Source organism: Rhodoferax ferrireducens, from assembly GCF_049302455.1.
Taxonomy (GTDB): Bacteria; Pseudomonadota; Gammaproteobacteria; order Burkholderiales; family Burkholderiaceae_C; genus Rhodoferax; species Rhodoferax ferrireducens_B.
This window is the reverse complement of record NZ_JBAQMD010000022.1, coordinates 1-24854: the sequence shown is the minus strand read 5'-3', so window position 1 is coordinate 24854 and position 24854 is coordinate 1. Positions and strand designations below refer to the sequence as shown.

Here is a 24854-nt window from a genome sequence, read left to right as displayed (position 1 = left end):
GGGCCTGATTTAAAAATATCCAAAACCGAATTCAGAAACACCTTTCACGGAGTCCAGTTTCATTGGTTCGGGAAACTACAGAACGAATGTTGCACTACCATATGTCGTGCCACAAGACGGCTGTGGTCGGGCATAGTCGCGTCAATCTCGGTGCGTTCATGGGCGCTCTGCAACCAGGCCTGTGCTTGCTGGCTACCCTGCGGACCGAAGGCGGATTCCAGCCAGCGCATAGCCTGCGGCGAGCGCCATGCTACGCGTCCATGACTATCGAGCACCACCGTACCCAGACCGGCCACGTCCACCGCCTCGCGTGCAAGGCGGGTTGCCTGTGCGTTGCGCACATGAGTTGCCAGGCGCACCAGGACCTCGGGAAGGCGCAGCGGTTTGACCACATAGTCCACGCCACCACTGGCGAAGCCTTTGAGGATTTGCTCGGTATCGGAAAGCCCGGTCATGAACACCACGGGAATGTGTGCCCAGTGGGGTGTGGCCTTCAGTTTTCGGCACAAATTGAAGCCGTCCATGCCGGGCATGACAGCGTCTAGCAAGATGCCATCTGGGATGACGATTTCCAGTCGTTCAAGGGCCTCCTGCGCGTCCCGTGCCGCCAGCACGGCATAGCCTTCGGAAGTCAATGCATCGCCGAGCATGCGCAGCGTATCGAGTGCATCGTCCACCACCAAAATGGCATGGTGCTGCACAGAGGACGGGGCATTAGAGAGATCGGTCATGGTCATGGTCAGGTTCACGAAGTTGGACGCTGAGGGTTTGGAAGTCGAAACGCTCGGCCAGACCCTGAAGGAAGTGCAGCGTGATGGTGTGTTCCGGATGGGCTGCAAGGGCCTTGCGCAGTGTTTCCCGCAGGGCCGTAGCGTGGCCCTGTCTGGCCAGTCGCCCCAGATCCTCGCGCAGGGTGTCGGGCAGGTTTTCTGGGTTGGGGCGCTCGGCGGCGGCAGGGTGTGCTAGGCTGGATCCTGCTAATGATCGTGGCGTGTTATCCCGAACCCATTCGATTTGCAGGGCGTGTTCCAGTGCGTCCAGCAATTCCGATTCGATGATGGGCTTACCCACAAATGCCTGGCATTGCATTTCCACCAAGCGCTCGGGCTGGTGGTCAAACAGGTTGGCGGAGACAAAGACGATCGGCAGCTTCTCTGGTGGCATCAGTTGGCGCAAAAGTGCAGCGGTTTCCCAGCCGTCCAGGTCGTCCATGGTGATGTTGAGCAGCACTATGTCAGGCGGGTCGCGCTGCACGATCTCCAGGCATTCGCGTCCGCTGGCGGCTTCCTTGAGCGTAAATCCCAAAGGCATTAGGAGGCCGGCCAGCAGTTGCCGTTGCAGCGGCTGGTCATCGACTACCAGCAAGGTTCGGCGTGGGTCCAGGTAGCCAATAACCGAGCGTAGCGAGTGTGCACGCCTTGGTGGAATGACAGTGTCCGATGCGATGCCCGGCAGGTAAAGGCGCACGGTGAAGGTACTGCCTTTGCCCGGAACGCTGGAGACTGTCAGCTCCCCGCCCATGAGCTGGGTGAGCAGGTTGGTGATGGTCAACCCCAGCCCGGTGCCGGTTTCACTCGCGCGCCGCCCGGCGCTGCCGCGCTCGAACGGCAAAAAGATGCGTTCCTGGTCCTGCGGTGCAATGCCAATGCCCGTGTCAATCACTTCAATGCGGGTAACGTGCTGGCGAAAGTCCAGCCGCAGCACGATTTCGCCGTGCTCAGTGAAACGCACCGCGTTGGACAGCAGGTTGATGAGGATTTGCCGCAGCCGCTTCGCATCTGCACGGATGTAGGTCGGTGCGACTCCCACCATCTGTACCGAGAAGCGCAAGCCCTTGCTTTCAGCCTGGGGGCGCAACATGCCCTCGGCGTCTTCCAGTAGATCGGCAAGTGGCAGTGGTACCGGGTCCAGGCGCAAACGTCCAGCTTCGATGCGGGCCAGTTCCAGTGATCCATCGATCAGCGCATGCATGTGCTGGCCGCTGTGGTGCATTGTGGCCAGTGTTTCGCGCATCCAGCCGTCGATCTGGGGGTTTTTCAACAGGATCTGCGTGTAACCCAGGATGCTGTTGAGTGGGGAGCGCAACTCGTGTGTCATGCCCGCTACGTAGCGCGTCTTGGCCTGGCTAGCCGAGTCGGCCTGGTCTTTCGCAGATTGCAGCGCAACATCGGTTCGACGGTGCGCATCAATCTCTTCTAGCAGGCGGTGGGTCTGGTTTTCTGATTCGTCCTGCGCCATGCGCCTGCTGTCGGTGCTGAGTACGACCCACCATGCGCAGACGGCAGCCAGCAGGGCCAGCAGCGAAAACACCTTGAGAAAGGGCATGCGCAGCACCAGTTCGGGTGTGTTCAGGCTCTCCTGCACATAGACCACACCGACTAGAAACGCCATCACCGCGCACAGGGACAGCATGACGAACAGGTATTGGCCAAAGCGAAAATTGACTTTCGGAATCCACTGTTTCGGCAGCAGCCATGCCGCGACTGCGCGCAATTGATCGCCTGCACCGGCGTCCTTCTTGCAGCGGTCATGGCATCGCGATTCCAGCGAGCAGCACAGGGAGCAGATAGGCGCGCCGTATGCCGGGCATTGGGCCATATCTTCCGACTCGAACTGGTTTTCGCAGACGGCACAACGCACGATCTCACCGGGCTGCCACTGCGTATCGGGCGTGCGGGCCAAGTAGTAGCGTCCCCGCGTGGCCCAGGCCAGCAGCGGGGCCAGCGCCATGGACAGCGCAAGTGCAATGAACGGCGAGAAGGCTGCTGCCCGTGCACCGAACAGACCGGCGTAGGCACAGCAGGCGACTGTGGCCCCAATCACCATGGCGCCCAGACCCACGGGGTTGAAGTCGTAAAGGTGGGCGCGGCGGAATTCGATGCCGGGAGGGCTCAAGCCCAGCGGTTTGTTGATGACCAAGTCCGCCACTAGAGCGCCCACCCAGGCAATGGCCACATTGCTGTAGACCGCAAGCACCTTTTCCAAGGCTCCAAAAACGCCCAGGGTCATCAGCAGGGTGGCAATCAGCACATTGAAGACCAGCCAGACTACGCGACCCGGGTGGCTGCGGGTCACGCGAGCAAAGAAGTTCGACCAGGCCAGCGAGCCTGCGTAGGCATTGGTCAGGTTGATCTTGATCTGCGATACGACCACAAAGACGACGGTCACGATGACTGCGAGGCCAGGGTGGCCGATGGCCTGGGTAAAGCCTGCGAGGAACATCTGGGTGGGCTCGGCAGCCCGGAGTGGGTCGACTTCAAACTGCAGGGCGGCGAATGCCAGAAACGCACCTCCGGCCATCTTGAGCATGCCCATCACGATCCATCCAGGCCCCGCCGTCAACACTGCACCCCACCAACGCAGGCGATTGGCCGCAGTGCGCTCGGGGAGGAAGCGCAAAAAGTCGACCTGCTCGCCGATCTGCACCACCAGCGCGAAGATGACGGTTGCCGCGGCCCCGAATACCAACGGGTCAAAGCTGCTGCTGCCGCTGCGCAGTCCCGACAAGCCCATGAAATCGTGGTACATCTGGGGCTTCTCCAGCGCAATCCAGACGAAGGGCACTACCAGCAGGAATAGCCATACCGGCTGTGTCCAGGCCTGCAGGCGCGAAATCAGTGTGATTCCGCGCATCGCCAGCGGCAGGATGACCAGCGATGACAGCACATAGCACCACTCCAGCGGCAAGGGCAGCACCATTTGCAAGGCCAACGCCAAGATGGCGGCTTCCAGCGCGAAAAAGATGAAGGTGAAGACCGCGTAGATCAACGAGGTGATGGTGGAACCCAGGTAGCCAAAGCCTGCGCCACGCGTCAGCAGGTCCATGTCCAGCCCGTAGCGCGCGGCGTAGTAGGCAATGGGTAACCCAGTCAGAAAGATCACCAAGCCCACGGTCAGGATGGCCCACATGGCGTTGGAAAACCCGTAATTCAGCGCGATGGCTCCCCCAATGGCCTCCAGGGCCAGGAACGACAAGGAGCCAAACGCAGTATTGGCGACCCGAAATTCGCTCCAATGCCGAAAGCTCTTGGGGGTGTAACGCAGGGCGTAGTCCTCCATGGTTTCGTCGGCGACCCAGGAGTTGTATTCGCGCCGAAACCTGTAAATCGGCTGTGGCGCGATGGGCGGTGGTGGTGCGGAGGGTATTTGCATACCAGTGGCCAAGCAAGAATCGTTCACACCCCCGTTTTGCCTCTGAAGCCGCGCCAACTACGTTAATTGACGTATGGATGGAAACAAGGGTTACCTCTAATCTTCGCACCAGCGCGGCGATTTCCGCCGTTCGTTTTCAACCCAAGCTGCAAGGAGCGTTAAATGAAGCACACTTCCGATGACAACGTCCCCAACCTATCCACTGCGGATTTCAGCCGACGCCGTATGCTACAGGCACTCGGTGCCGTATCTGTTGCCGGTTTGCCCGGTCTGGCTTCTGCGCAGGCGACTGCCCAAGTCAATTCGACCAAGCTGGCCGTCACCGATACCGAAGTCATCGTCGGCCAGTTGCATTCGGCAACCGGCACCATGGCCATTTCGGAAACCGGTGCCATCCAGGCCGAACAACTGGCCATCGACCAGATCAATGCCATGGGTGGCGTGCTGGGTCGCAAGATCAAGGTGATCAAGGAAGACGGTGCCTCCGACTGGCCCACTTTTGCAGAAAAGTCCAAAAAGCTGTTGATCAACGATCACTGTGCCGCCGTGTTCGGTTGCTGGACCTCGGCATCGCGCAAGGCGGTGCTTCCGGTGTTCGAGAAGGAAAACGGCCTCTTGTATTACCCGACCTTCTATGAGGGACTGGAGCAATCGCACAACGTGATCTACACCGGTCAGGAAGCGACTCAACAGATCCTCTACAGCCTAGATTGGGCGAAGACCGAAAAGAAGGCCAAGACCTTCTTCCTGATCGGCTCCGACTACATCTGGCCGCGCACCTCGATGAAGATCGCGCGCAAGCACATCGAGAACTTTCAGAAGGGCAAGGTTGTGGGTGAAGAGTACTACCCGCTGGGCAGCACCAACTTCGGCTCACTGATGAACAAGATCAAGCTGCAGAAACCCGATTGCATTTTTGTCGCTGTGGTCGGTGGCTCCAACGTAGCCTTTTACAAGGCACTCAAGGCCGCTGGCATTACCGGTGATAAGCAACTGCTGGTGACCCTCGCGGTGACAGAAGACGAAATGACCGGCGTGGGTGGTGAGAATTTCGCAGGCTTCTATTCGTCGATGAAGTACTTCCAGTCGCTGGACAACGAGAACAACAAGAAGTTCGTCGCTGCCTTCAAGGCCAAGTATGGCAAGGATGCTGTGATTGGTGACGTGACCCAAGCAGGTTACCTCGGTCCCTGGCTGTGGAAAGCCGCTGTGGAGAAAGCCAAGAGCTTCGATGTGAACAAGGTCGTCGCGGCGTCTGAAGCCGGCATTGAACTCAAGACAGCGCCCGAAGGCTACGTGAAGCTTGACCCCAACCACCACCTGTGGAGCAAGTCGCGCATCGCCATGGGCATGCCCGACGCCACTTTCAAGGTGGTGTCCGAATCGCCCGAGCTGATCAAACCCGATCCATTCCCCAAGGGCTACCAATAAGCCGCCCTATCCCCGTTCCGTGTTGGTGCAGGTTCTGCGCCAACACGGTGCTACCTGCCTCATGTTTTTCTGGAGCCAGCCAAATGACTTTTTCTGAATTGCTCAATATCGGACTGATGCAGGGTTTTGCCGGTCTGAGCCTTTTTGCCGTGTTGCTTCTGATGGGGCTGGGGCTGGCGATCATCTTTGGCCAGATGGGCGTCATCAACATGGCGCACGGCGAATTCATGACCATCGGTGCGTACACCATCTATCTGGGGTCCACACTGGCCTCGCACTTTGCACCCGCGATGGCTTCTTACTATTTTCCGCTGGCGATCATTGCGGCCTTCTTTTTTTCCTTTCTGGTGGGCTGGCTGGTGGAGTGGTCGCTTATCCGCCATCTCTACAAGCGCCCGCTGGATACCCTGCTGGCAACCTGGGGCGTGAGTCTGGCCATGCAACAGATGTTCCGTACCTTTATAGGCCCCAAAGAAGTCAGTCCGACATTGCCTGACTGGTTGTTGGGTTCTTGGGCACCGGCCCAAGGCCTGGATATACCGATTAACGGCATGTTTGTGCTGGGACTGACGGCCTTCGTCACCTGCGGCGTGCTGCTGGCGTTGCACAAAAGTCGCTGGGGTTTGCGTGTACGTGCCACCGTGAGCAACCGGTCAATGGCCAATGCCATCGGTATTGACACCATGAAGACCGACCGTCTGACTTTCGCCATCGGCTGCGGCATTGCGGGTGTTGCCGGCGCAGCATTCACCACCATCGGCTCCACAGGTCCCACTTCGGGTTCGCTCTACATCGTGGATTCCTTCCTGGTGGTTACCTTTGGCGGCGCTGCCAGTCTGTTGGGTACCGTGGTGTCTGCATTTGGCATCGCACAGACTCAATCCATCACTGAGTTCTTCCTGGCCGGATCCATGGCCAAAGTGATCACGCTGTCGCTCATTGTCCTGATCCTGATGGTGCGGCCACAAGGACTATTCGCCAGCAAGATTCGCCGCTGATTTTCACGACTTTCCACGGAGAACTACCCCATGAATGCCCTCAAAGCCTGGATCCAGCGCTACCAGCTCGCTAGTATGGTGCTACTAGTCGTTCTGCTGGCAGTGGTGCTGCCATTGTCACTTGACATCTTTCGACTCAACCTCGTCGGCAAGTACCTGACCTATGCCTTCGTCGCCATCGGCCTGGTGATGGTCTGGGGCTACGGCGGTGTACTCAGCTTGGGACAGGGCGTATTTTTTGGCCTAGGCGGCTATGCCATGGCCATGTTCCTTAAGCTCGAAGCCTCAGATTCTGTCAGTACTGCTATTCAGTCCACGCCTGGTATTCCGGACTTCATGGACTGGAATCAGATTACTGCCCTTCCCGCACTCTGGGTGCCTTTCAAGAGCCTACCATTTGCTCTGGCAGCGGTGGTGGCTGTGCCCATGTTGCTGGCCTTTGTTATTAGTTTTGCGATGTTCAAGCGGCGCGTAGGCGGGGTGTACTTCGCCATCATCACCCAGGCCGTTGCGCTCATTCTGACGGTGTTGATCATCGGTCAACAGGGTTACACCGGTGGTGTCAACGGCATGACTGACCTGAAGACTGTGTTGGGCTGGGACACCCGCACGGATAGCGCCAAATACATCCTCTATTACGTATGTGTCGCACTGTTGATTGGCTCCATGGTCCTTTGCCGTAAGGTGCAGACCAGCAAGCTTGGCACGCTACTGCTGGCCATGCGTGATAAGGAAGATCGGGTGCGTTTCTCGGGATACGACGTCGCGGACTTCAAGATCTTTACCTTCTGCCTGGCTGCCGCTCTGTCGGGCATTGGGGGTGCACTGTTCTCGCTGCAAGTTGGCTTTATGTCGCCCAGTTTTGTCGGTATCGTGCCGTCCATCGAGATGGTTATCTATGCCGCAGTGGGTGGACGTATGAGCCTGGTGGGGGCTGTGTATGGCACCTTGTTTGTGAATGCCGGAAAGACCTACTTCTCGGAAAGCTTCCCGGACATGTGGCTGTTCCTCATGGCAGCACTCTTTATTGGCGTGACCATGGCCTTCCCTATGGGACTGGCCGGCGTTTGGGAAGAGCACGTCAAGCCCTGGTGGAAGGCGCGTCGCCAGGCGCTGCGCGACGCAGCCATCAAGGCACCGCAAGCGTCGATACCCCGGGCTGCGCAGCCGTCAGAGGTCATCGCAAGCAAACCTGCCCTGCCCGATGGCGCCAGCGCCCAGAGCGTCTGAGCTCAACGGAGATACATCATGAGTAACACAGACTTTGCATTGGCGGTGGAAGACCTGACCGTCTCGTTTGATGGCTTCAAGGCAATTGATGCGCTGACGCTGTATATCGACCGCAATGAACTGCGCGTCATCATCGGACCCAACGGCGCCGGCAAGACCACATTGCTGGATCTGATCTGCGGCAAGACACGGGCCACGGGTGGCAGCATCAAGTTCAAGAACCAGGAACTGAGCAAGATGGCCGAGCACCAGCGGGTGCGCCTGGGGATCGGACGCAAGTTCCAGACCCCCTCGATCTACGAGAACCTGTCGGTCTTCCAGAACCTTGAGGTGTCGTATCCAGCGGGTCGCTCGGTCTTTGGCGCGTTGGCGTTCAAGTGCACCGACGAGGTCAAAGCTTGCGTGCAGGTGGTCGCAGAAGACATTGGGTTGGGTAACAAGCTGGATACCGAAGCGGGCCTGTTGTCCCATGGGCAAAAGCAGTGGCTGGAAATCGGCATGTTGCTGATGCAGGAGCCCGAGCTGCTGATGCTCGACGAGCCCATTGCCGGCATGAGCGCTCGCGAACGTGAACTCACCGCTGAACTCTTGCAGCGGATCTGCAAAAACCGAGCCGTGATCGTAATTGAGCACGACATGGAATTTGTCAAGCGCATCGCCCACAAGGTCACCGTCATGCACCAGGGAAAGATTCTGGCCGAAGGGCCCATGGAAAAGGTGCAGGCCGACCCCAAGGTCATTGACGTTTACCTCGGTCACTGACCGCGCATTGTTGTTGAACCAGGAGCCCACTATGTTGGAAGTCAAGGATCTGTTCGTTGCGTATGGCCAAAGCGAGGCATTGCACGGCATCAATTTTGAAGGGCGGGCCAATGAAACGGTCGCCATCATGGGACGCAACGGCATGGGCAAGACCACGCTGTTCAAAAGCCTGATGGGCATCCTTCCGATCAAGAGTGGCCAGGTGTCGGTGGCTGGCCAGGATGTGTCCAAAGACGAGAGTTTCCGTCGTGTAGCCAAGGGTATTGCCTATGTTCCCCAAGGGCGGATGATCTTCCCGACGCTGACCGTCGAGGAGAACATCCAGACCGGTCTGGAGAACGCCAAGTACAGGAACATTCCCGACGAAATCTACGCACTGTTTCCGGTGCTGTGGGATATGCGAGGACGCAAGGGTGGCAACCTCTCTGGCGGACAGCAACAGCAGCTGGCCATTGCCCGCGCGCTAGTGACCGACCCCAAGGTGTTGCTGCTCGACGAGCCGACCGAAGGCATCCAACCTTCCATCATCAAGGACATCGCCAAGGCGCTCAACGAGATCCGCAAGATGCGTGACATCACCATCATCGTGTCGGAGCAGGTGCTTTCGTTTGCCATGGATGTGGCCGACCGCCTATTCGTCATCGAAGGCGGCCGTCTGGTGCACGAGACGGCCCGTGCTGACACAGACCAACAGCGCATCAAGGCCTATCTATCCGTCTGATTTCCCACTTTGTTCAACTCACTTAACTAGGAGCACACCATGGCTGAAACCCTCATCAAAGTAGACCTCAAACAATCCGCTTACGAAAACGAACAAGTCCACAACCGCTGGCACCCCGATGTGCCTATGGCCTGCTGGGTCAAGCCCGGTGACGACTTCATTCTGGAAACCTACGACTGGACCGGCGGCTTCATCAAGAACAACGACAGCGCCGATGACGTTCGCGACATCGACCTGTCCATCGTCCACTTCCTGTCCGGTCCCGTGGGCGTGCAGGGCGCGGAGCCTGGTGACTTGCTGGTCGTGGACCTGCTCGACATCGGCGCCAAAGACGAGAGCCCCTGGGGCTTCAACGGTTTCTTCAGCAAGAAGAATGGCGGGGGTTTCTTGACCGACCACTTTCCGCTCGCGCAGAAGTCCATCTGGGATTTCAACGGCATGTTCACCAAGAGCCGACACATCCCCGGTGTCGAATACGCTGGACTGATCCACCCCGGCCTGATCGGTTGCCTGCCCGATAAGAAGATGCTCGATGCCTGGAACACGCGCGAACAGGAATTGCTCGACACCGACCCCACACGTGTTCCCGGCCTGGCCAACCCACCGTTTGCCGCAACCGCCCACATGGGCAAGCTCAGCGGTGAAGCCAAAGCCAAAGCCGCTGCGGAAGGCGCACGCACAGTGCCACCTCGCGAACATGGTGGCAACTGCGATATCAAGGATCTGTCACGCGGCTCCAAGGTGTATTTTCCGGTGTATGTGGATGGCGCAGGGCTATCCGTGGGGGACCTGCACTTCAGCCAGGGCGACGGCGAAATCACCTTCTGCGGTGCCATCGAGATGGCCGGTTGGGTGCACATGCGCGTCAACCTCATCAAGGGTGGGATGGCGAAGTACGGCATCAAGAACCCCGTGTTCAAGCCCAGTCCCATGACGCCCAACTACAAGGATTACCTAATCTTTGAAGGCATCTCGGTGGATGAGCAGGGCAAGCAGCATTACCTCGATGTGAATGTCGCCTACCGCCAGGCTTGCCTGAACGCCATTGAGTACCTCAAGAAATTTGGCTACAGCGGTGCGCAGGCCTACTCCATTTTGGGTACCGCACCAGTGCAGGGTCATATCAGCGGAGTGGTCGACGTGCCTAACGCCTGTGCCACCTTGTGGTTGCCGACCGAGATCTTCGAGTTCGACATCAATCCGACGGCCGCCGGTCCCATCAAGATGCTCGATGGCAGCATCCAGATGCCGATCTCGCCCGACGTCAAGTAAGCACCAGGAGCACGCAGATGCCAACCTATGACTATGCGTGCCCGAGCTGCGGGGGCTTCGATGCCATTCGCAGTCTGGCCGCACGCAACGAACCCTGTGCCTGCCCCGCTTGCGGAACCGAGGCGCCGCGCGTGTTTGTCAGCGCGCCCTGGTTGGCCTGCACCTCGCCCGAACAGCGGCGTGCCTTTGATACCAACGAGCGCTCGCAGCATGCACCCCGGTCGTCGCGCGATACCGGCGAAAGCTACAGCCGCCTGCGCCATCCCGCTGGCTGCGGTTGCTGCAGCAGCACAAACAAACGGGGCGCAACGGTTACCGCGCCCAATGGAGCCAAGGCCTTTCCCAGCAAACGGCCCTGGATGATCAGTCACTAAAAATCAGGAAAAATTTATCATGCATCACGGTGACATTTCGAGCAGCAAGGACACGGTCGGTGTGGCCGTTGTTAATTACAAGATGCCGCGCCTGCATACCAAGGCGGAGGTGCTGGAAAACGCACGCAAGATTGCCGACATGGTGGTCGGCATGAAATCCGGCCTGCCGGGGATGGACCTGGTCATCTTCCCTGAGTACAGCACGCACGGCATCATGTACGACTCACAGGAGATGTACGCCACCGCAGCCACGGTGCCCGGTGCCGAGACTGAGATATTTGCCGAGGCCTGTCGCAAGGCCAAGGTGTGGGGCGTGTTCTCGCTCACGGGCGAGCAGCATGAAGAGCACCCCAATAAGGCGCCCTACAACACGCTGATCCTGATGAACGATCAGGGTGAGATCGTGCAGAAGTATCGCAAGATCATGCCCTGGGTACCCATTGAGGGCTGGTATCCGGGCAACTGCACCTATGTGTCGGATGGCCCCAAGGGACTGAAGATCAGCCTCATCATCTGTGACGATGGCAACTACCCCGAGATCTGGCGCGACTGCGCCATGAAGGGTGCCGAGCTCATCGTGCGTTGCCAGGGCTATATGTACCCCGCCAAGGACCAGCAAGTGCTCATGGCCAAGGCCATGGCCTGGGCCAACAACAGCTACGTGGCCGTGGCCAACGCGTCTGGCTGGGACGGCGTGTACAGCTACTTTGGTCACAGTGCCATCATCGGCTTTGATGGTCGCACGCTCGGCGAATGCGGTGAAGAGGACTACGGTGTGCAGTACGCAGCCCTCAGCACCAGCTTGATCCGCGACTTCCGCAAGAACGGCCAGAGTGAGAACCACCTTTTCAAGCTTCTGCACCGCGGCTATACCGGCAAGATCAACTCCCGCGAAGGCGACAAGGGTGTGGCCGCCTGTCCGTATGAGTTCTACTCCAAGTGGGTCAGCGACCCCGAGGGCACGCAAAAGGCGGTGGAAGCTATCACCCGGCCTATGGTGGGTACCGAAGAATGCCCGATTGACGGCATTCCCAATCCCGCCACTGTGCAGCACAAGTGATGCCAACCCATCCGCTGCAAGCGTGGCGGCTGGACGCCGAGCCCTATTACGCACCGCAGGCAGAAGAGCTGGCTGTTTTTGAAGCCGCCCATGCCCTGCGCCTGCCGGTGCTGCTCAAAGGTCCCACCGGGTGCGGCAAGACGCGCTTTGTGGAGTACATGGCATGGCGTCTGGGCAAGCCGCTCATCACCGTAGCTTGCCATGACGACCTATCGGCCAGTGATCTTGTGGGACGCTGGCTGTTGGATGCGCAAGGTACCCGCTGGCAGGACGGCCCGCTGACGCAAGCCGCGCGCCATGGCGCCCTGTGCTACTTGGACGAAGTGATGGAGGCGCGTGCAGACACCACTGTGGTGTTGCACCCACTTACCGACGCGCGCCGCATCTTGCCTCTGACTGCCTGCAATGAACTGCTGCACGCCCACCCGGACTTCCAACTGGTGGTTTCCTACAACCCCGGCTACCAGGGCATGCACAAGACACTCAAGCCCTCCACCCGACAGCGTTTCGTTGGGCTGGAGTTCAGCTATCCCGGTGCCGAGCAGGAGGCCGCTGTGGTGGCGCACGAGGGGCAGGTCGATGCCGTTCTAGCCAGTCAACTTGTTGTCGTTGCCGAACGGACCCGCCGCCTCAAGGAACACGGTCTTGCCGAAGGTGCCTCCACCCGCATGCTCATCCACGCTGCGGCACTCACGCGCCAGGGCCTCAGCCCTCGCGCCGCCTGCCAGCAGGCCATCACCTGCCCCTTGAGCGACGACCCCGATCTGGCCACCGCACTGGCCGCCGCAGTGGATGCTTCCTTCGCTCACTAGTGCTCTGGCCAACCGGCCAGCGTCCGCAGAAGCCAACGGCGGCGAAACGCAGCCCGCCGCACGCCACTTGCCGCCCTATGTGCGCGCGCTGTGGAACGTGGCGCCTCACTTTGCGCGGCTCGCACCGCCCGCCGCGCAGGGTGAATCCGAGTCAATAGCCGCAGATGCAGCACGCCGCCAACGGCCAGTGCTCATCACCCATTCTGCGGTGGTCCCCACGCCCATGCTGTACCTGCCAGTTCACTGGCAACAGCCCCTGCTGCTGCGTGCCGCTGTAGCGCACGCTTGCGCACATCTGGCCTATGGCGATGTGCCGCAACCGCGCGGCAAACTCAAACCCATCCAACTCGCCTTGGTGGGAACTTTGGAGGATGCTCGGATTGAGGCGCGGGCGATTGCTGAGCTGCCTGGCCTGCGTGCACTGTGGCTACCCTGGCACCAGGCCGACGCGCAAAGCGGCAACACTTTCGAGGCCTTGTTGCAGCGCGTCCAGCGCAGCCTGCTCGATCCGCTTTACAGCGACCCCCACCCGTGGGTGCGCAAGGCCTGCACTCTTTACCACGCCGCGTTACCCACGCCAGAGGGCATGCGTCAGGCGGCCTCTTTGCTGGGCAATGATGTGGGCCAGATGCGCATGCCTTTCAATGCGTGGCTCTACGTGGTGGAGCCTGCCTACCGCGATGACAACACCCACTTATGGGGGGCTGATCCACAAGCACCCCCAGCCACAGCGCCGCTGAGCGCCCCGAGCAACCCGCAAGAGGGACAGCCGCAAGGGGATACCAACAACTCCGCACCGCAACCCATCGAACAGCAGACTGAGTCTGCGGCAGGCCGACCCACGGCCGTCTATGGCGAGTGGGATCGACTCATCAGCCGTATGCGCCCCAAGTGGTGTCAGATGTACGAAGAAGACGCCCCCAACGGCACGCCTCAGGCGCGGCAGGCCCTGAGCCTCGCTTTGGCCCGTCATGCCGCACTGCTGGCACGCCTCAAGCGCGTGCTGCAAACGGGTCTGCCACTCTACCAAGCCCACGTTGTGGCTGGTCGTGCTGCGGAGGGGGAGCGCTTTCACCTCAATGCTTTGGTACACGCAGCGACTGACCAGCGCCTGCGCCGTCAGCCCGACCCCCACATTTATCTGCATCCCCTACGCGCTCCGCAGCCCATGCATGTGCTGGTGTTGCTGGATGCGTCGGTGTCCACCTTGCGGCCTGCAGCGCTGCCGTCATCGACTGAGTCCGGTGGCACCCTGCTGGAGGTACTACGCGAATCTGCCCTGCTTACGGCCGCCGCGCTGGAGCACGCCGGCCATTGGTGCGCGGTGCAAGCCTTTGCCTCGAACACGCGACAGCTGGTGCGGGTGCAGCGCATCAAGGGCTTTGCCGACCAGGCCGACTCCGCATGCACGTTGGCACGGCTGGCAGGCGTGCAGGGCGAATGGTCCACACGTCTGGGTGCCGCATTACGCCATGCCTGCTTTCAACTGCGTGGCCATCCCCGCCCGCATGTGCTGCTGCTCACGGACGGCCAGCCGCACGATGTAGATGTGCATGACTCGCGCTACCTGCCAGCGGATCTGCAGCATGCGGTGCAGGAGGCCCGGCGTGGAGGCATTGCAGTGTCGTGCCTCAATGTTCTGGGGAACGACAAGGCATCGTTGGACGAACACCGGGCGATGCAGCGCGCCTTTGGTGTGCACGCCTGCCGGGCTGTGCGCGCTCTGGGTGACTTGCCGCACCAACTGTTGGCATGTCTGGCGCGTTGAACGCTCCGTGGCTGTTTGTGCCAGTACGAAGATGAAGTTAGACCAGTTCATCGTACGGTTTGTGCTTTTTAGAGAAGTCGGTCACCGGGGAGCTTCAGAACTTTGTCAGATGCGTCGTCCACTTTTAGATTCAGGCAGCCTGAATATGATCATCAAAGATTGACATTGGGAAGACATTGAGTGACCGCCCCCAGGAGATGAGTTCGACTTGGTCGACTTCCGCTTTGTGTCTTTGCCGAATGCCACGAACGGCTTCTGACTGGTACTGAACTGGGCAACCCGTAAGCTGCCTGTCGTGTGGGGCTCCTATGTGCCGGTATCAGACGGTCGCGGCATGTTCTCCATTGCAGTCATAGACTTGACGCATAAATCAACAGCGGTCATTCGGCAGACGAAAAACGACTTTCCATTTGGTGGACAGGAGGGCAGTGTCTTTCGTCAATGGAAGCTTTCTGGTTGCCAGGTTTTTTACCAGTCAGGTGGCGTTCGGCATCGAACGCTCAATCTGTATTCAAGGTCACGAATTAGCTGCCTTGATGGCGGCCATTGGGGCACCGTCGGGATCATGTTTCTTTTTCTAAGACTGTTGCCGCAATTCGGAGCGGGATCCAATTCTGATTTCCAAAGCAGTGAATCAAGTCAGGAATTTCGGTCCAATGCTTGCAGGGTAGAGTCAGCGATGTGGTGGACCTGATCGAATTCCTGTGCAGCAGCGAATCATCCTACATAGCCAGCGTCGAAATCTCCATCGGCCGCGACCCAGAACGCCTGGTCGCCTGATGCGGGAGGCCGCTTTTTCCGACAGGGAACCAGACCATGCAGGGCAAGCGTGCGGCGTGTCAGAAAAGATGCTTGTACACCGTGGTGCGGGAAAGCCCCACCGTGCGGGCGGTTTCGGAGATATTCCCACCTGAACTGGCGTACACCATTCGGATTTCCAAACAGCGGTGCTCATTGAGCGGGTGGCCGCGACAACCGTCACAGACCTCGCCGGCCACGTGATCGGTGACTGAAAGGTCGTCAAAGGAATCTTCATCGATGAATTCCATGTACCTGCGCACTAACGCACGCTGCAGTGCGCCACGGAGTTGGCGGACGTTGCCGGGCCAGTCGGACCTGCGCAGGCGCTCGACTGCGGCGTCGGTGATGGCCGCTTCGGGCGCAAGCTCTTCCACAAGCCGCTTGACAATCTCCGCAAAGTCCTGCCGCCGTCTGAGCGGTGGAAGCTTCACGGTATAGGCATTGAGCCGGTACAGTAGGTCAGCTCGAAACTGCTTGTTGGCAACCATTTCCGTCAGATCCCGATTGGTTGCAGAGATGATCTGGATGTCCACCTTTCTGCCCGGCTTTCCACCTACCGGGCGCACCTCCATGCAGTCGAGAAAACGCAGTAGCGACGTTTGCGAAGCCAGTGGAATATCGGAGACCTCATCAAGAAACAGCGACCCGCCATCGGCTAGGCGAGCCAGTCCCGGCGCGCCGTCACGGTTAGCATCGGTAAAGGCACCTCTTTCATGGCCGAATATTTCCGAGATGAACAAGGCTTCCGGAACGGCACCGCAATTCAAAGCAACGAATTCCCCCTTGCGGCCACTGAGGTTATGGACGTGACGAGCCATCAGTTCCTTTCCGGTCCCGGTTTCACCCTGTAGATGAATCGGCATATTAAGCTGCGTTGCCTTGGCTAGACCGGCCATGGCGTGATTCAGATGGGCATCCTGGCAAACAAATCCGATGTCGTGTTGTTGACGAACAATCGCAACTTGCCTTGATCTGACTGAACCAGCCATCACACCATCCGCGCCTGTGTCTGTGTGATTGCGAGAGCCGATTTGCCGACACACCATGAAGACACTGCTGCCGGCGAGATCCTGGATCCGGATGACGCCACCGCGCATAAGGCTTTCAATGGCAATGTCAAATTTACCATCGAATAGCGCTTCGAAATGAATACCGTTGACGGTGGGTAGACCCGCGAGAAGCAATTGACCCGGTCGATTTACGGATGCCACGGCACCGTCTCGGGAGACGGCTATCAGCCCGGAAGACAGGGTATCCAGATACTCGGCACGCGGGTGAAAGGCAAAGATGAAGTGCCCCGCGCTTTCCTGGTAGATCAGACCGTTTTCAACGGTGGCAGCGGCCATCTTGACCAGTGCGTGTGTGTGCTGCTGGCGAACCTCGCTCGAGCATGATGCATCGATCAGACCGACTACATCACCCTGCGCGTTGAGTATGGGTGCGGCCATGCAGCTGATTTGTCCGAATCGTGTGAAGTAGTGCTCACGGCCATAAACCGCAATAGGTGATTTTTCCATCAGGCAAAGGCCCAGGGCATTGGTACCAACGTCGGTTTCGCTCCAAGCACTGCCCGGAATGATGGATTTTCCGGGGGGGCTGTCGGCAAAGTGCTGGTCACTGACGGTATCCAGGATGACTCCTTCAGGATCCGCAAAGGCAATCAGGAAATTGGATCCGGCAATCTGAGCATAAAGATTGTGCATCTCGGCCAGTGCCAGCCGCCTGAGTAGCGGGTTGCTTTCACGCCTTTGCCGAACCTCTGAGAACGGGATGACAACATCCCGTGGCTTTGACCCGGGATTGAGCCCGTACTCGCGGCAGCGCTGCCAGCTGGTGGCCACGGCAGTGGTCAGGTTGCCTGCGGGCAAGCGTTGCCCTCCCTCAAGCGCGCGTCGGGCACGGTCGATCCCGGATAGGTACTGCATATGTCTCCTCCTTCATGGTCTTTGCACGAATGGAATCTGGTCATTCTAGGGTTCAGTTTGCCGGACTGGTTGTGCAGAAAGTGAACACCGCAAATAGTAATCTGTCCACTGAGTGCACAGCAAGAAACAGCAAGGGGCATCTTCTTCCCTATGAAGTCAGTCATTTTCACGGCTGGCATGAAGGATGCATTGTGCTGTGCGTAAAACGGCATGTTGCCGATACAGGAGACCGACGATATGAAAGCACAGGTACTTAAAACTTACGACGAACAACTCACGGCAGAGCGCTGGGTCACGGAAGAAAATGTTCCAGACCCGACGATCGAGAAATCAACCGATGTGATCGTGCGCATCGGCGGTGCAGGTGTGTGCCGCACCGACCTGCACATCATCGAGGGCGTCTGGAGGCCGCACATGGATCCCAATGGCAACGCACTGCTGCCCTTCATCATGGGCCACGAAAACGCCGGCTGGATCGAGGCCGTGGGCCGGGATGTCGAAAACCTCAAGGTGGGCGACCCGGTGATCGTTCATCCGAAGATTACCGGCGGCACCTGTCTGGCGTGCCGCCGTGGACATGACATGCACGGCGTTGGCAAGTTTCCAGGGCTCGACTGCAATGGGGGCTACGCCGAGTACCTGGGCACATCCGAGAGAAACATCGTGGCGCTTCCCAAGACACTTGCACCCAAGGATGTGGCGCCCTACTCAGACGCGGGATTGACCGCCTATCGCGCCGTCAAGAAGGCATCGCGCCACCTGCTTCCCGGTGAACGATGTGTCGTGATCGGCGCCGGGGGCCTGGGGCACATCGGTATCCAGTGCCTCAAGGCCATGTGCGCCGCCGACATCATCGTGATCGACAAGTCAGAGGCCTCGCTGACGTTGGCCGGCAAGAGCGGCGCTGACCACCTTGTTCTGGCTGACGGAAATGAAGTCGAGGCGGTGCTCGCCTTGACGGATGGTGCTGGTGCCGAGGCCGTGATTGACTTCGTCGGAGAAAAAGGAACCACCACCAAGGGCATTGCCATGACGCGCGCAATGGGCAGCTACTACATCGTGGGTTACGGCGAGGACATCAAGGTGCCAGCTGTGGATCTAATCATTACCGAGAAGAACATCATCGGCAACCTGGTGGGCACCTGGGCAGAACTGGTCGAATTGATGGCGCTTGCCGACCGCGGGCTGGTCAACCTAGCAACCGTCGAATACCGCCTCGCGGATGCCAACCAGGCCCTCAATGATCTCCACAACGGAAAGATACACGGACGCGCCGTGCTCATTCCGTAATCCGTCGTCATCATCCCAACCACGAAAGAGGAAGACAAATGAAGAAAATGTCCAAAACATCATACCTGCCGACGCAAGGAAAAACGCTGCCGGTGCTAATAGGCGCACTAGCAGCCGGTCTCTTTCAGATCTGTAGTACGTCGGCATCGGCTACCGAAATTGATTACGGCAAGTACGGGGATTACGCCAAATACGGTTCGGCTACCGATGTACCCGGCATGTGCTCCTACGATGCCATGTCCAAGAAGAAGTACAAGGGCCGCACGCTAAAGATCATCAGCCATGCGGTGCCGGTCATCGGCGAACCCACGGATCTTCATGCAAGACAGTTTCAGGATCTGACGGGTGCCAAGGTTGACGTGGTTCACATTCCGTTTGGTGATCTTTACCAGCGGATCATGATTCCGTTTCAGACCGGACAGGCCGCTTATGACGTGATGTTCTATCCCTCCTTGTGGATCGGTGACGTACAGAGTTTCTTGGCGCCGGTGCCGGCTGCCTACGAGGCCGCAAGCGGCATGAAGGACGTCACCGCCAACTATCGCGATGTAGCAACCTGGGGCAACCAGATGGTGCAGTACCCCATGGACGGCGACCGTCACTACATGAAGTACCGCTCGGACATCTTCAACAACCCGCAGATGAAGGCGAAATACAAGGAGAAGATGGGCAAGGAGCTCAAGGTTCCGGCGACCTGGGAAGAGTACAACGATGTCGCAACATTTTTCTCCGGGTGGGATTGGGCAGGGGACGGCAAGCAGCACTTTGGCAGCGCCGAGGTCACCAAACGCGACGACCTGATGTTCTCGGCCTTTATCAGCCGCGTAGCCGCCTATGCCAAGAATCCGAACGTCAAGGGTGGCTTCTTCTTTGACCTTGCGACGATGAAACCACAGGTCAACAATCCGGGATGGGTCCGCGGGCTTGAAATGTTCATCAAGGCCAAGGCAAGCTTTTCGCCCGGCGGCACCAACTTTGGTCTGGGTGACGAAATCTTCTCCTTCGGCGGCGGCCAAACCCTGATGAGCTATAGCTGGGATGATGCGTTCATTCAAGCCATGGAGCAAGGCAGCCCGATTCGCAACAAGGTTGCTGCGGCGCCGCTGCCGGGCGCCAATGATGTATGGAACCGGGTGAGCGGAAAGTGGGATCACTTCGAGACACCGAATGCACCGCCCTACATCACCTGGGGGTGGACCTCCGCAGTGACCAAGGCTTCAAAGAACAAGGACATGGCTTTTGACTACCTGTGCTTCTTCTCCAATGAAGCCAATGCGGATCTGGATCTGCAGGTTGGCCGGTTTGGCGTGAACCCGTACCGTAAGGCACACTTTGCGGCCTCATTTTGGGAATCGAAACTGGGCTGGGAAAAGAGCCTTGCAGAGTCTTATGTGAAGACGCTAGGCGGAATGGATGCCAGCAACAACCGGGTGTTTGACCTTCGTGTGCCGGGCGTCAACCAGTTCATGTCAACGCTTGCCAACGGTGTATCGGAGGCCATGGCCGGGCAGAAATCAGCGCAGGCCGCACTCGATGGTGTGGCACAACAATGGAGCGACATCGTCAACAAGATCGGCGTTGACAAGGTTCGTGCCGCGTACAAGAACGTGGTGGCGCTCGAAGACAAGGGTCGCTGAAGCAGAGCACGCCTTCGCTTGAGACCGTTAGACCCTCCCGGGCTTGACGGCTGTTCATAACGTCGATAAACGATTCCCGTGGTGGCACCGCTGCGGGGTCGGTACCGCACACCGTCAAAGGGGTTGTCGTGGGTGAAACCGGATTGAGACCTTATAAGCTTGCATTTCTGCTGCCGGGGTTGCTGACCTTGTTGGCCATCATCTTATTTCCATTACTCTTCACCATCCGAGTCAGTACCTCGGGCTGGGATGCCATTACACCCGATCTCAACTGGATCGGGGGCGCCAACTATGCGGCGCTGTGGATTGACGCACGGTTCTGGGAGTCTCTTGCCCGTCTGGGCGCCATGGCCACGGGTACCGTCATCATCCAGTACGTGCTGGGCTTTGCACTGGCGTTGCTGGTGTGGCACGATGTCAAGGCACGGCGCTTCTTCCGTTTGCTCTTCCTGATCCCGATGATGACCACACCTGTCATCATGTCGGTGATCTGGAGGACCATTCTTCACGAGTCGCTCGGCCCCGCCAACGACCTGCTGCAGCTGATCGGCCTGGGCCCCTATCCATGGCTGACATCGAGCGGCTGGGCAGTGACAAGCGTCATGATGGTTGAAGTCTGGCAATGGACACCCTTCATGTTCCTACTGCTGTTGGCCGGACTGATCAGTTTGCCCAGGGAACCTTTTTTGGCTGCAGCCATTGATGGTGCCGGGCCGATCAGAACGTTCTTTAATGTCACCTTTCCGTTGATGGCGCCGGTATCCATTGGTGCCATCATGATCCGCCTGATCGAAGCGTCCAAGCTGATGGAGACGGTTTACGTACTGACATCCGGCGGCCCTGGAACGGCGACCGAAACTTCAGGCTATTACATCTACATCAAGGGATTGCGGGATTTCAACATTGGCTACGCGGCTTCGCTCTCAATCACCTATCTGGTCATCATGATCGTGCTGCTTACCGTGATCGGGAAGCTGCTGCACCGCTCATTCATTGGAGGACGCAACTGATGTCCAGACTCTACGCATTGCTGAAGTACCTTGCCATCACCCTTTGGAGCATTTTTGTTATCACCCCTTTTCTGTGGGCACTGACCACGAGCTTCAAGACAGCCAACGGGGTGACGGGTGGCCCCACCTACATTCCCTGGCTGCAATATGAGCCCTCACTCAAGGGCTGGCGCAGCCTGTTTGGCGGCAACGGCGGCGGCATCGACATTGTCCAACCCTATATCGACAGCCTGATCGTGACGGTAAGTGCGAGCCTTATCAGCATTGTTCTGGGATCCCTGGCTGCCTACGGTCTGTCACGCTTTACCTACCGCGCCGGTTTTGTAAAAAATGCTGATCTGATTTTCTTTTTCATATCGCAGCGCATCATGCCGCCCATTGTCCTGGCGATACCGTTTTTTCTGATGCTCAAGTGGCTGGAACTGCTTGACAGTAAGCTCGGCCTCATTCTTGTGTATGTGGCACTGCTGCTGCCCATTGCGGTTTGGATCATGGTTGACTTTTTCAACAACATTCCCCGCCAGATCGATGAGATGGCCATGCTCGACGGCTGCACACCGATCCAGGCTTTCATGCGGGTGATCCTTCCCAACTCGGTACCGGGGATCATTGTTGCCGGGATGTTCTGCCTGATCTTTGGCTGGAACGACTTCTTCTTTGCATTTACGCTGACCTTCACCGACACACAGTTGCTGCCGGTTGCAGTGGTGGCATTGAACTCGTCGGTCACACCCTGGTGGAGTTTGTCGGCATCTGCGCTGATTTCGGTGGCCCCCCTGTTGCTCATCGCGTTTGTGGTCGAACGCTTCCTGTCACACGGCACTCTGGCTGGTGCCATTCGCTAGGAACAGCAATGAGTTTGCAACTACGTGATCTGAATCTTTCTGTCAGCGGTGTGACGCATCTTGAGAGCATCAATGCCGACTTCGAGCGCGGCAGGCTGACCACCGTTATCGGCCGGACCCTGGCCGGCAAGACCACCCTGATGCGGGGAATCGCCGGTTTGCAGGGCCTGGATCGCGGGGCGATACAACTGGACCAACAAAACTATGGACGGCTACCAGCCTGGCAACGCGACATTGCCATGGTCTACCAGCAATTCATCAACTACCCGCATCTGAATGTTTTTGAAAATGTTGCGTTCCCCCTGCGACGCCAGAAGCTGGCCGAGGACGTGATTGGCCATCGGGTTCGCGGCGTTCTGGACAAGGTTGGACTGGGCGGATTTGAAAAGCGCCGCCCTTCCCAGTTGTCCGGTGGACAGCAGCAACGCGTCGCGCTGGCGCGTTCGCTGGCCCGCGAGTCAGGCATCCTGCTGCTCGATGAGCCGCTGGTCAATCTTGATTACAAGTTGCGTGAGCAGATGCGCAGCGAGTTGCGCAGCCTACTGGCACAGCAGACCCACACGATCGTGATCTACAACACCACAGAGCCGGTCGAGGCAATGCTGCTTGGCGATACCGTGGTCGTGATGCACGAGGGCAGGATTCTTCAGGTGGGTGCGCCTGCCCATGTCTTTGACAGACCCGCGTCGCGCCAGGTTGCCCTAATTGTGAACGATCCTCCGATGAACTTTATCCAGGGAAGGAGAACCGATGAGGCCATTGAACTTGCCGGGGGTGTCCAGATCGCCCGGCCCCAGCACCTAAACGCGCTGGCACCGGGCGATTACTGGTTTGGCCTGCGTGCCAATGAACTGCGCCTGGGTGGCACAGAGCTGCAAGGCCAGGTCACCTTCTCGGAAGTTTCGGGTTCTGAGACATTCCTGTATGTAGATTGCGTCGCAGGACCACTGACGTTGCAGGTTCAGGGCGTGCATGTGCACGACATCGCCTCGAACGTCGCCATAGAGATTCCCGCCGACAGGTTGTTTGCGTTTGAGGCCGACGGGGAACAACGCCTGGTTGCAGCACCGGCCACGGGAGCCAGATCATGAGCCGAATTCACCTGTGCGAACTCGGGCATTCCTATGCCGATGGTGTCTACGCGCTCAAACCGACCGATCTGGTGTTTGAGCACGGCAGGACCTACGCCCTGTTGGGGCCTTCGGGGTGCGGCAAGACCACCATGCTCAACATCATCTCGGGCCTGTTGCAACCGTCAGAAGGCCGCGTGTTCTTTGATGAGCAGGACATGACCGTGGTGCCGACAGTGCAGAGAAATATTGCACAGGTGTTCCAGTTTCCGGTGGTCTACCAGTCCAAAACGGTGTTCGAGAATCTGGCTTTTCCCCTGCAATGCCGCAGATGGGAAAGGTCGCGCATCACCCCACGCGTCAACGAGATAGCCGACATGCTTGGACTGACCTCCAGGCTGGGTCGCCCGGCACGCGATCTGACGGTAGATGAAAAGCAGTTAATCTCTCTGGGGCGTGGCCTGGTGCGTGACGACGTGGCCGCCATCCTGATGGATGAGCCACTGACCGTGATCGATCCGCAGATGAAATTCGAGTTGCGCCGGCGGATCAAGCAGGCGCACGCCTATGCTCGGGTGACGGTGATTTACGTGACGCACGACCAGAACGAGGCGATGAGCTTTGCTGATGAAATTCTGGTCATGAAGGATGGTCTGGTGGTTCAGCGCGGCACGCCGGAAGCGCTCTTTGAGCGCCCGGCCAACACCTATGTTGGCAACTTCATCGGATCGCCCGGCATGAATTTTCTGCCCCTCAAACGCAGTGGGAACTCGCTAAGCTTGGCCGGTCAACAAATCACGGACTTGCCCATTTTTCTCCCTGAGGGCGGCATCACGTTGGGAGTCAGGCCGGAGCACATTTCCTTTACCGACCCATCAGACAGTAACGGGTTTGCCGCAATTATTGAGTCTATCGAGGATCATGGCAGTGTTCGGGTCCTTGACGTCTCGATCGGAGATGTACGGGCGCGGATGAAGCTGGCCAGAGAGAAGACCGTTCCACCAGCAGCATCGGCGCTTACGGTGCGGTTCAATCGATTCTGCTTCTACGCGAATGGACAACTGATAGAGGATTGATAGGCCTCTTAAGGTGGTATAGAGCCGATACTCTCAATGTGACTTTCGCCGCACTGCCGGCTGAGTCAAAGAAGACGAACCCGCAATCTGAAGGACTGTTTCGGCTTCCAGTCCCAGGACCCCGAGCGGCCGGTTCCCACTTTCACGGCCGACCTCTTTGGGCACTGACCTGACGACCGATCAAAGATGGCGAACGACAGCTCCCAGACACCATGCAGAGTAAGCACGCAGCCAACCCATCTTGACCACAGCGCAGTGGCTGTGTCTGGGAATCAAGTGAATTGAATTTGCGGCTGCCAGCGATGCGGCAACAGTTCATGAATCTGACTGGCGCGTTGCGTTGGCAGTCGGGTCAGAACATCCTTGAGATAGGCAAACGGATCATGCCCATTGAGCCTGGCACTCTGGATCAGACTCATCACAGCGGCACCGCGCTTGCCCGCACGCAGTGAACCCGCAAACAGCCAGTTGTTTCTGTTATCGAAATGTTTCCATAATGCAGAGAGTCTTTTGCCTGGCGGTCGCGGGCTAAAGAGCTGAATCAAAACTGGGGCGGCCGTTCCGCGAACGGTAGGCAAAAGATCCCGTTGGACTAAGCCGCCACTCGAGACGGTGGCGTG

At 58.5% G+C, this 24854-nt stretch carries 19 protein-coding genes and 1 pseudogene; 16 read left to right on the top strand and 4 right to left on the bottom strand.

Going from position 1 to position 24854, the window contains the following annotated elements; genetic code table 11:
• Positions 1–98: 98 nt before the first annotated feature.
• Positions 99–737, bottom strand: a pseudogene (locus WA157_RS03550) (response regulator); the annotation flags it as partial.
• Complete coding sequence (locus tag WA157_RS03545) at positions 715–4152, bottom strand: ATP-binding protein (RefSeq protein WP_422619645.1); 3438 nt, start codon at positions 4150–4152, stop codon at positions 715–717. The pseudogene WA157_RS03550 and the gene WA157_RS03545, both read right to left, overlap by 23 nt.
• 162 nt (positions 4153–4314) lie before the next feature.
• Here WA157_RS03545 and urtA point away from each other — a divergent pair, with 162 nt between their 5' ends.
• The 10 genes from urtA (at position 4315) to WA157_RS03495 (ending at position 14580) form a co-directional block, all read left to right on the top strand.
• A complete protein-coding gene (gene urtA / locus WA157_RS03540) occupies positions 4315–5583 on the top strand; it encodes an urea ABC transporter substrate-binding protein (protein ID WP_422619644.1) in 1269 nt (422 codons plus the stop codon).
• Between the two features lie 83 nt (positions 5584–5666).
• Positions 5667–6581: an urea ABC transporter permease subunit UrtB gene (gene urtB, locus WA157_RS03535; protein ID WP_422619643.1), complete on the top strand. Its 915-nt coding sequence runs from the start codon at positions 5667–5669 to the stop codon at positions 6579–6581.
• A 30-nt stretch (positions 6582–6611) separates the two neighbouring features.
• The gene (gene urtC / locus WA157_RS03530) at positions 6612–7811 is read left to right on the top strand and encodes an urea ABC transporter permease subunit UrtC (protein WP_422619642.1); all 1200 of its coding nucleotides are present in this window, start codon (positions 6612–6614) and stop codon (positions 7809–7811) included.
• A gap of 18 nt (positions 7812–7829) precedes the next feature.
• Complete coding sequence (gene urtD / locus WA157_RS03525) at positions 7830–8573, top strand: urea ABC transporter ATP-binding protein UrtD (protein ID WP_422619641.1); 744 nt, start codon at positions 7830–7832, stop codon at positions 8571–8573.
• Between the two features lie 31 nt (positions 8574–8604).
• Positions 8605–9294 (top strand): urea ABC transporter ATP-binding subunit UrtE, encoded by a 690-nt coding sequence (gene urtE / locus WA157_RS03520; RefSeq protein WP_422619640.1) that lies wholly within the window; start codon positions 8605–8607, stop codon positions 9292–9294.
• A gap of 39 nt (positions 9295–9333) precedes the next feature.
• Positions 9334–10566 carry a formamidase gene (gene fmdA / locus WA157_RS03515; RefSeq protein ID WP_422619639.1) on the top strand — a complete coding sequence of 411 codons (1233 nt, stop codon included), beginning with the start codon at positions 9334–9336 and terminating at the stop codon, positions 10564–10566.
• A 17-nt stretch (positions 10567–10583) separates the two neighbouring features.
• Positions 10584–10940: an FmdB family zinc ribbon protein gene (locus tag WA157_RS03510; protein ID WP_422619638.1), complete on the top strand. Its 357-nt coding sequence runs from the start codon at positions 10584–10586 to the stop codon at positions 10938–10940.
• A 19-nt stretch (positions 10941–10959) separates the two neighbouring features.
• Positions 10960–12000 (top strand): aliphatic amidase, encoded by a 1041-nt coding sequence (locus WA157_RS03505; RefSeq protein ID WP_422619637.1) that lies wholly within the window; start codon positions 10960–10962, stop codon positions 11998–12000.
• Positions 12000–12812, top strand: a complete 813-nt coding sequence (locus WA157_RS03500; protein WP_422619636.1) for a CbbQ/NirQ/NorQ/GpvN family protein — start codon at positions 12000–12002, stop codon at positions 12810–12812. The genes WA157_RS03505 and WA157_RS03500 overlap by 1 nt, the downstream gene beginning before the upstream one ends.
• A complete protein-coding gene (locus tag WA157_RS03495; RefSeq protein WP_422619635.1) occupies positions 12793–14580 on the top strand; it encodes a nitric oxide reductase activation protein NorD in 1788 nt (595 codons plus the stop codon). The genes WA157_RS03500 and WA157_RS03495 overlap by 20 nt, the downstream gene beginning before the upstream one ends.
• An 839-nt stretch (positions 14581–15419) precedes the next feature.
• On the opposite strand, the gene WA157_RS03490 is transcribed toward WA157_RS03495, so the two are convergent.
• Positions 15420–17306, bottom strand: a complete 1887-nt coding sequence (locus WA157_RS03490; RefSeq protein WP_422619634.1) for a sigma-54-dependent Fis family transcriptional regulator — start codon at positions 17304–17306, stop codon at positions 15420–15422.
• A gap of 237 nt (positions 17307–17543) precedes the next feature.
• Here WA157_RS03490 and WA157_RS03485 point away from each other — a divergent pair, with 237 nt between their 5' ends.
• From WA157_RS03485 to WA157_RS03460, 6 genes are all read left to right on the top strand, one after another.
• The gene (locus WA157_RS03485; protein WP_422619633.1) at positions 17544–18596 is read left to right on the top strand and encodes an NAD(P)-dependent alcohol dehydrogenase; all 1053 of its coding nucleotides are present in this window, start codon (positions 17544–17546) and stop codon (positions 18594–18596) included.
• Between the two features lie 38 nt (positions 18597–18634).
• Positions 18635–20233, top strand: a complete 1599-nt coding sequence (locus WA157_RS03480) for an ABC transporter substrate-binding protein (protein WP_422619632.1) — start codon at positions 18635–18637, stop codon at positions 20231–20233.
• Between the two features lie 128 nt (positions 20234–20361).
• Positions 20362–21243 carry a carbohydrate ABC transporter permease gene (locus WA157_RS03475; protein ID WP_422619631.1) on the top strand — a complete coding sequence of 294 codons (882 nt, stop codon included), beginning with the start codon at positions 20362–20364 and terminating at the stop codon, positions 21241–21243.
• Positions 21243–22088: a carbohydrate ABC transporter permease gene (locus tag WA157_RS03470; protein WP_422619630.1), complete on the top strand. Its 846-nt coding sequence runs from the start codon at positions 21243–21245 to the stop codon at positions 22086–22088. The genes WA157_RS03475 and WA157_RS03470 overlap by 1 nt, the downstream gene beginning before the upstream one ends.
• A gap of 8 nt (positions 22089–22096) precedes the next feature.
• Positions 22097–23179, top strand: coding sequence for an ABC transporter ATP-binding protein (locus WA157_RS03465; protein ID WP_422619629.1), 1083 nt, complete (start codon positions 22097–22099; stop codon positions 23177–23179).
• On the top strand, positions 23176–24234 hold the full coding sequence (locus WA157_RS03460; protein WP_422619628.1) for an ABC transporter ATP-binding protein: 1059 nt from the start codon (positions 23176–23178) through the stop codon (positions 24232–24234). The genes WA157_RS03465 and WA157_RS03460 overlap by 4 nt, the downstream gene beginning before the upstream one ends.
• A gap of 272 nt (positions 24235–24506) precedes the next feature.
• Here the strand turns inward: WA157_RS03460 and WA157_RS03455 are convergent.
• Positions 24507–24854 (bottom strand): transposase domain-containing protein (locus WA157_RS03455; protein WP_422619627.1); only part of this gene is annotated, 348 nt, incomplete at its 5' end.

Coding starts and splice junctions, on each gene's coding strand:
- WA157_RS03485 (WP_422619633.1), top strand. CDS start 17,544: ATGAAAGCACAGGTACTTAAAACTTACGACGAACAACTCACGGCAGAG.
- WA157_RS03460 (WP_422619628.1), top strand. CDS start 23,176: ATGAGCCGAATTCACCTGTGCGAACTCGGGCATTCCTATGCCGATGGT.
- WA157_RS03465 (WP_422619629.1), top strand. CDS start 22,097: ATGAGTTTGCAACTACGTGATCTGAATCTTTCTGTCAGCGGTGTGACG.
- WA157_RS03495 (WP_422619635.1), top strand. CDS start 12,793: ATGCTTCCTTCGCTCACTAGTGCTCTGGCCAACCGGCCAGCGTCCGCA.
- urtB (WP_422619643.1), top strand. CDS start 5,667: ATGACTTTTTCTGAATTGCTCAATATCGGACTGATGCAGGGTTTTGCC.
- WA157_RS03470 (WP_422619630.1), top strand. CDS start 21,243: ATGTCCAGACTCTACGCATTGCTGAAGTACCTTGCCATCACCCTTTGG.
- urtA (WP_422619644.1), top strand. CDS start 4,315: ATGAAGCACACTTCCGATGACAACGTCCCCAACCTATCCACTGCGGAT.
- WA157_RS03510 (WP_422619638.1), top strand. CDS start 10,584: ATGCCAACCTATGACTATGCGTGCCCGAGCTGCGGGGGCTTCGATGCC.
- fmdA (WP_422619639.1), top strand. CDS start 9,334: ATGGCTGAAACCCTCATCAAAGTAGACCTCAAACAATCCGCTTACGAA.
- WA157_RS03480 (WP_422619632.1), top strand. CDS start 18,635: ATGAAGAAAATGTCCAAAACATCATACCTGCCGACGCAAGGAAAAACG.
- urtD (WP_422619641.1), top strand. CDS start 7,830: ATGAGTAACACAGACTTTGCATTGGCGGTGGAAGACCTGACCGTCTCG.
- WA157_RS03500 (WP_422619636.1), top strand. CDS start 12,000: ATGCCAACCCATCCGCTGCAAGCGTGGCGGCTGGACGCCGAGCCCTAT.
- WA157_RS03545 (WP_422619645.1), bottom strand. CDS start 4,152: ATGCAAATACCCTCCGCACCACCACCGCCCATCGCGCCACAGCCGATT.
- urtE (WP_422619640.1), top strand. CDS start 8,605: ATGTTGGAAGTCAAGGATCTGTTCGTTGCGTATGGCCAAAGCGAGGCA.
- WA157_RS03505 (WP_422619637.1), top strand. CDS start 10,960: ATGCATCACGGTGACATTTCGAGCAGCAAGGACACGGTCGGTGTGGCC.
- urtC (WP_422619642.1), top strand. CDS start 6,612: ATGAATGCCCTCAAAGCCTGGATCCAGCGCTACCAGCTCGCTAGTATG.
- WA157_RS03490 (WP_422619634.1), bottom strand. CDS start 17,306: ATGCAGTACCTATCCGGGATCGACCGTGCCCGACGCGCGCTTGAGGGA.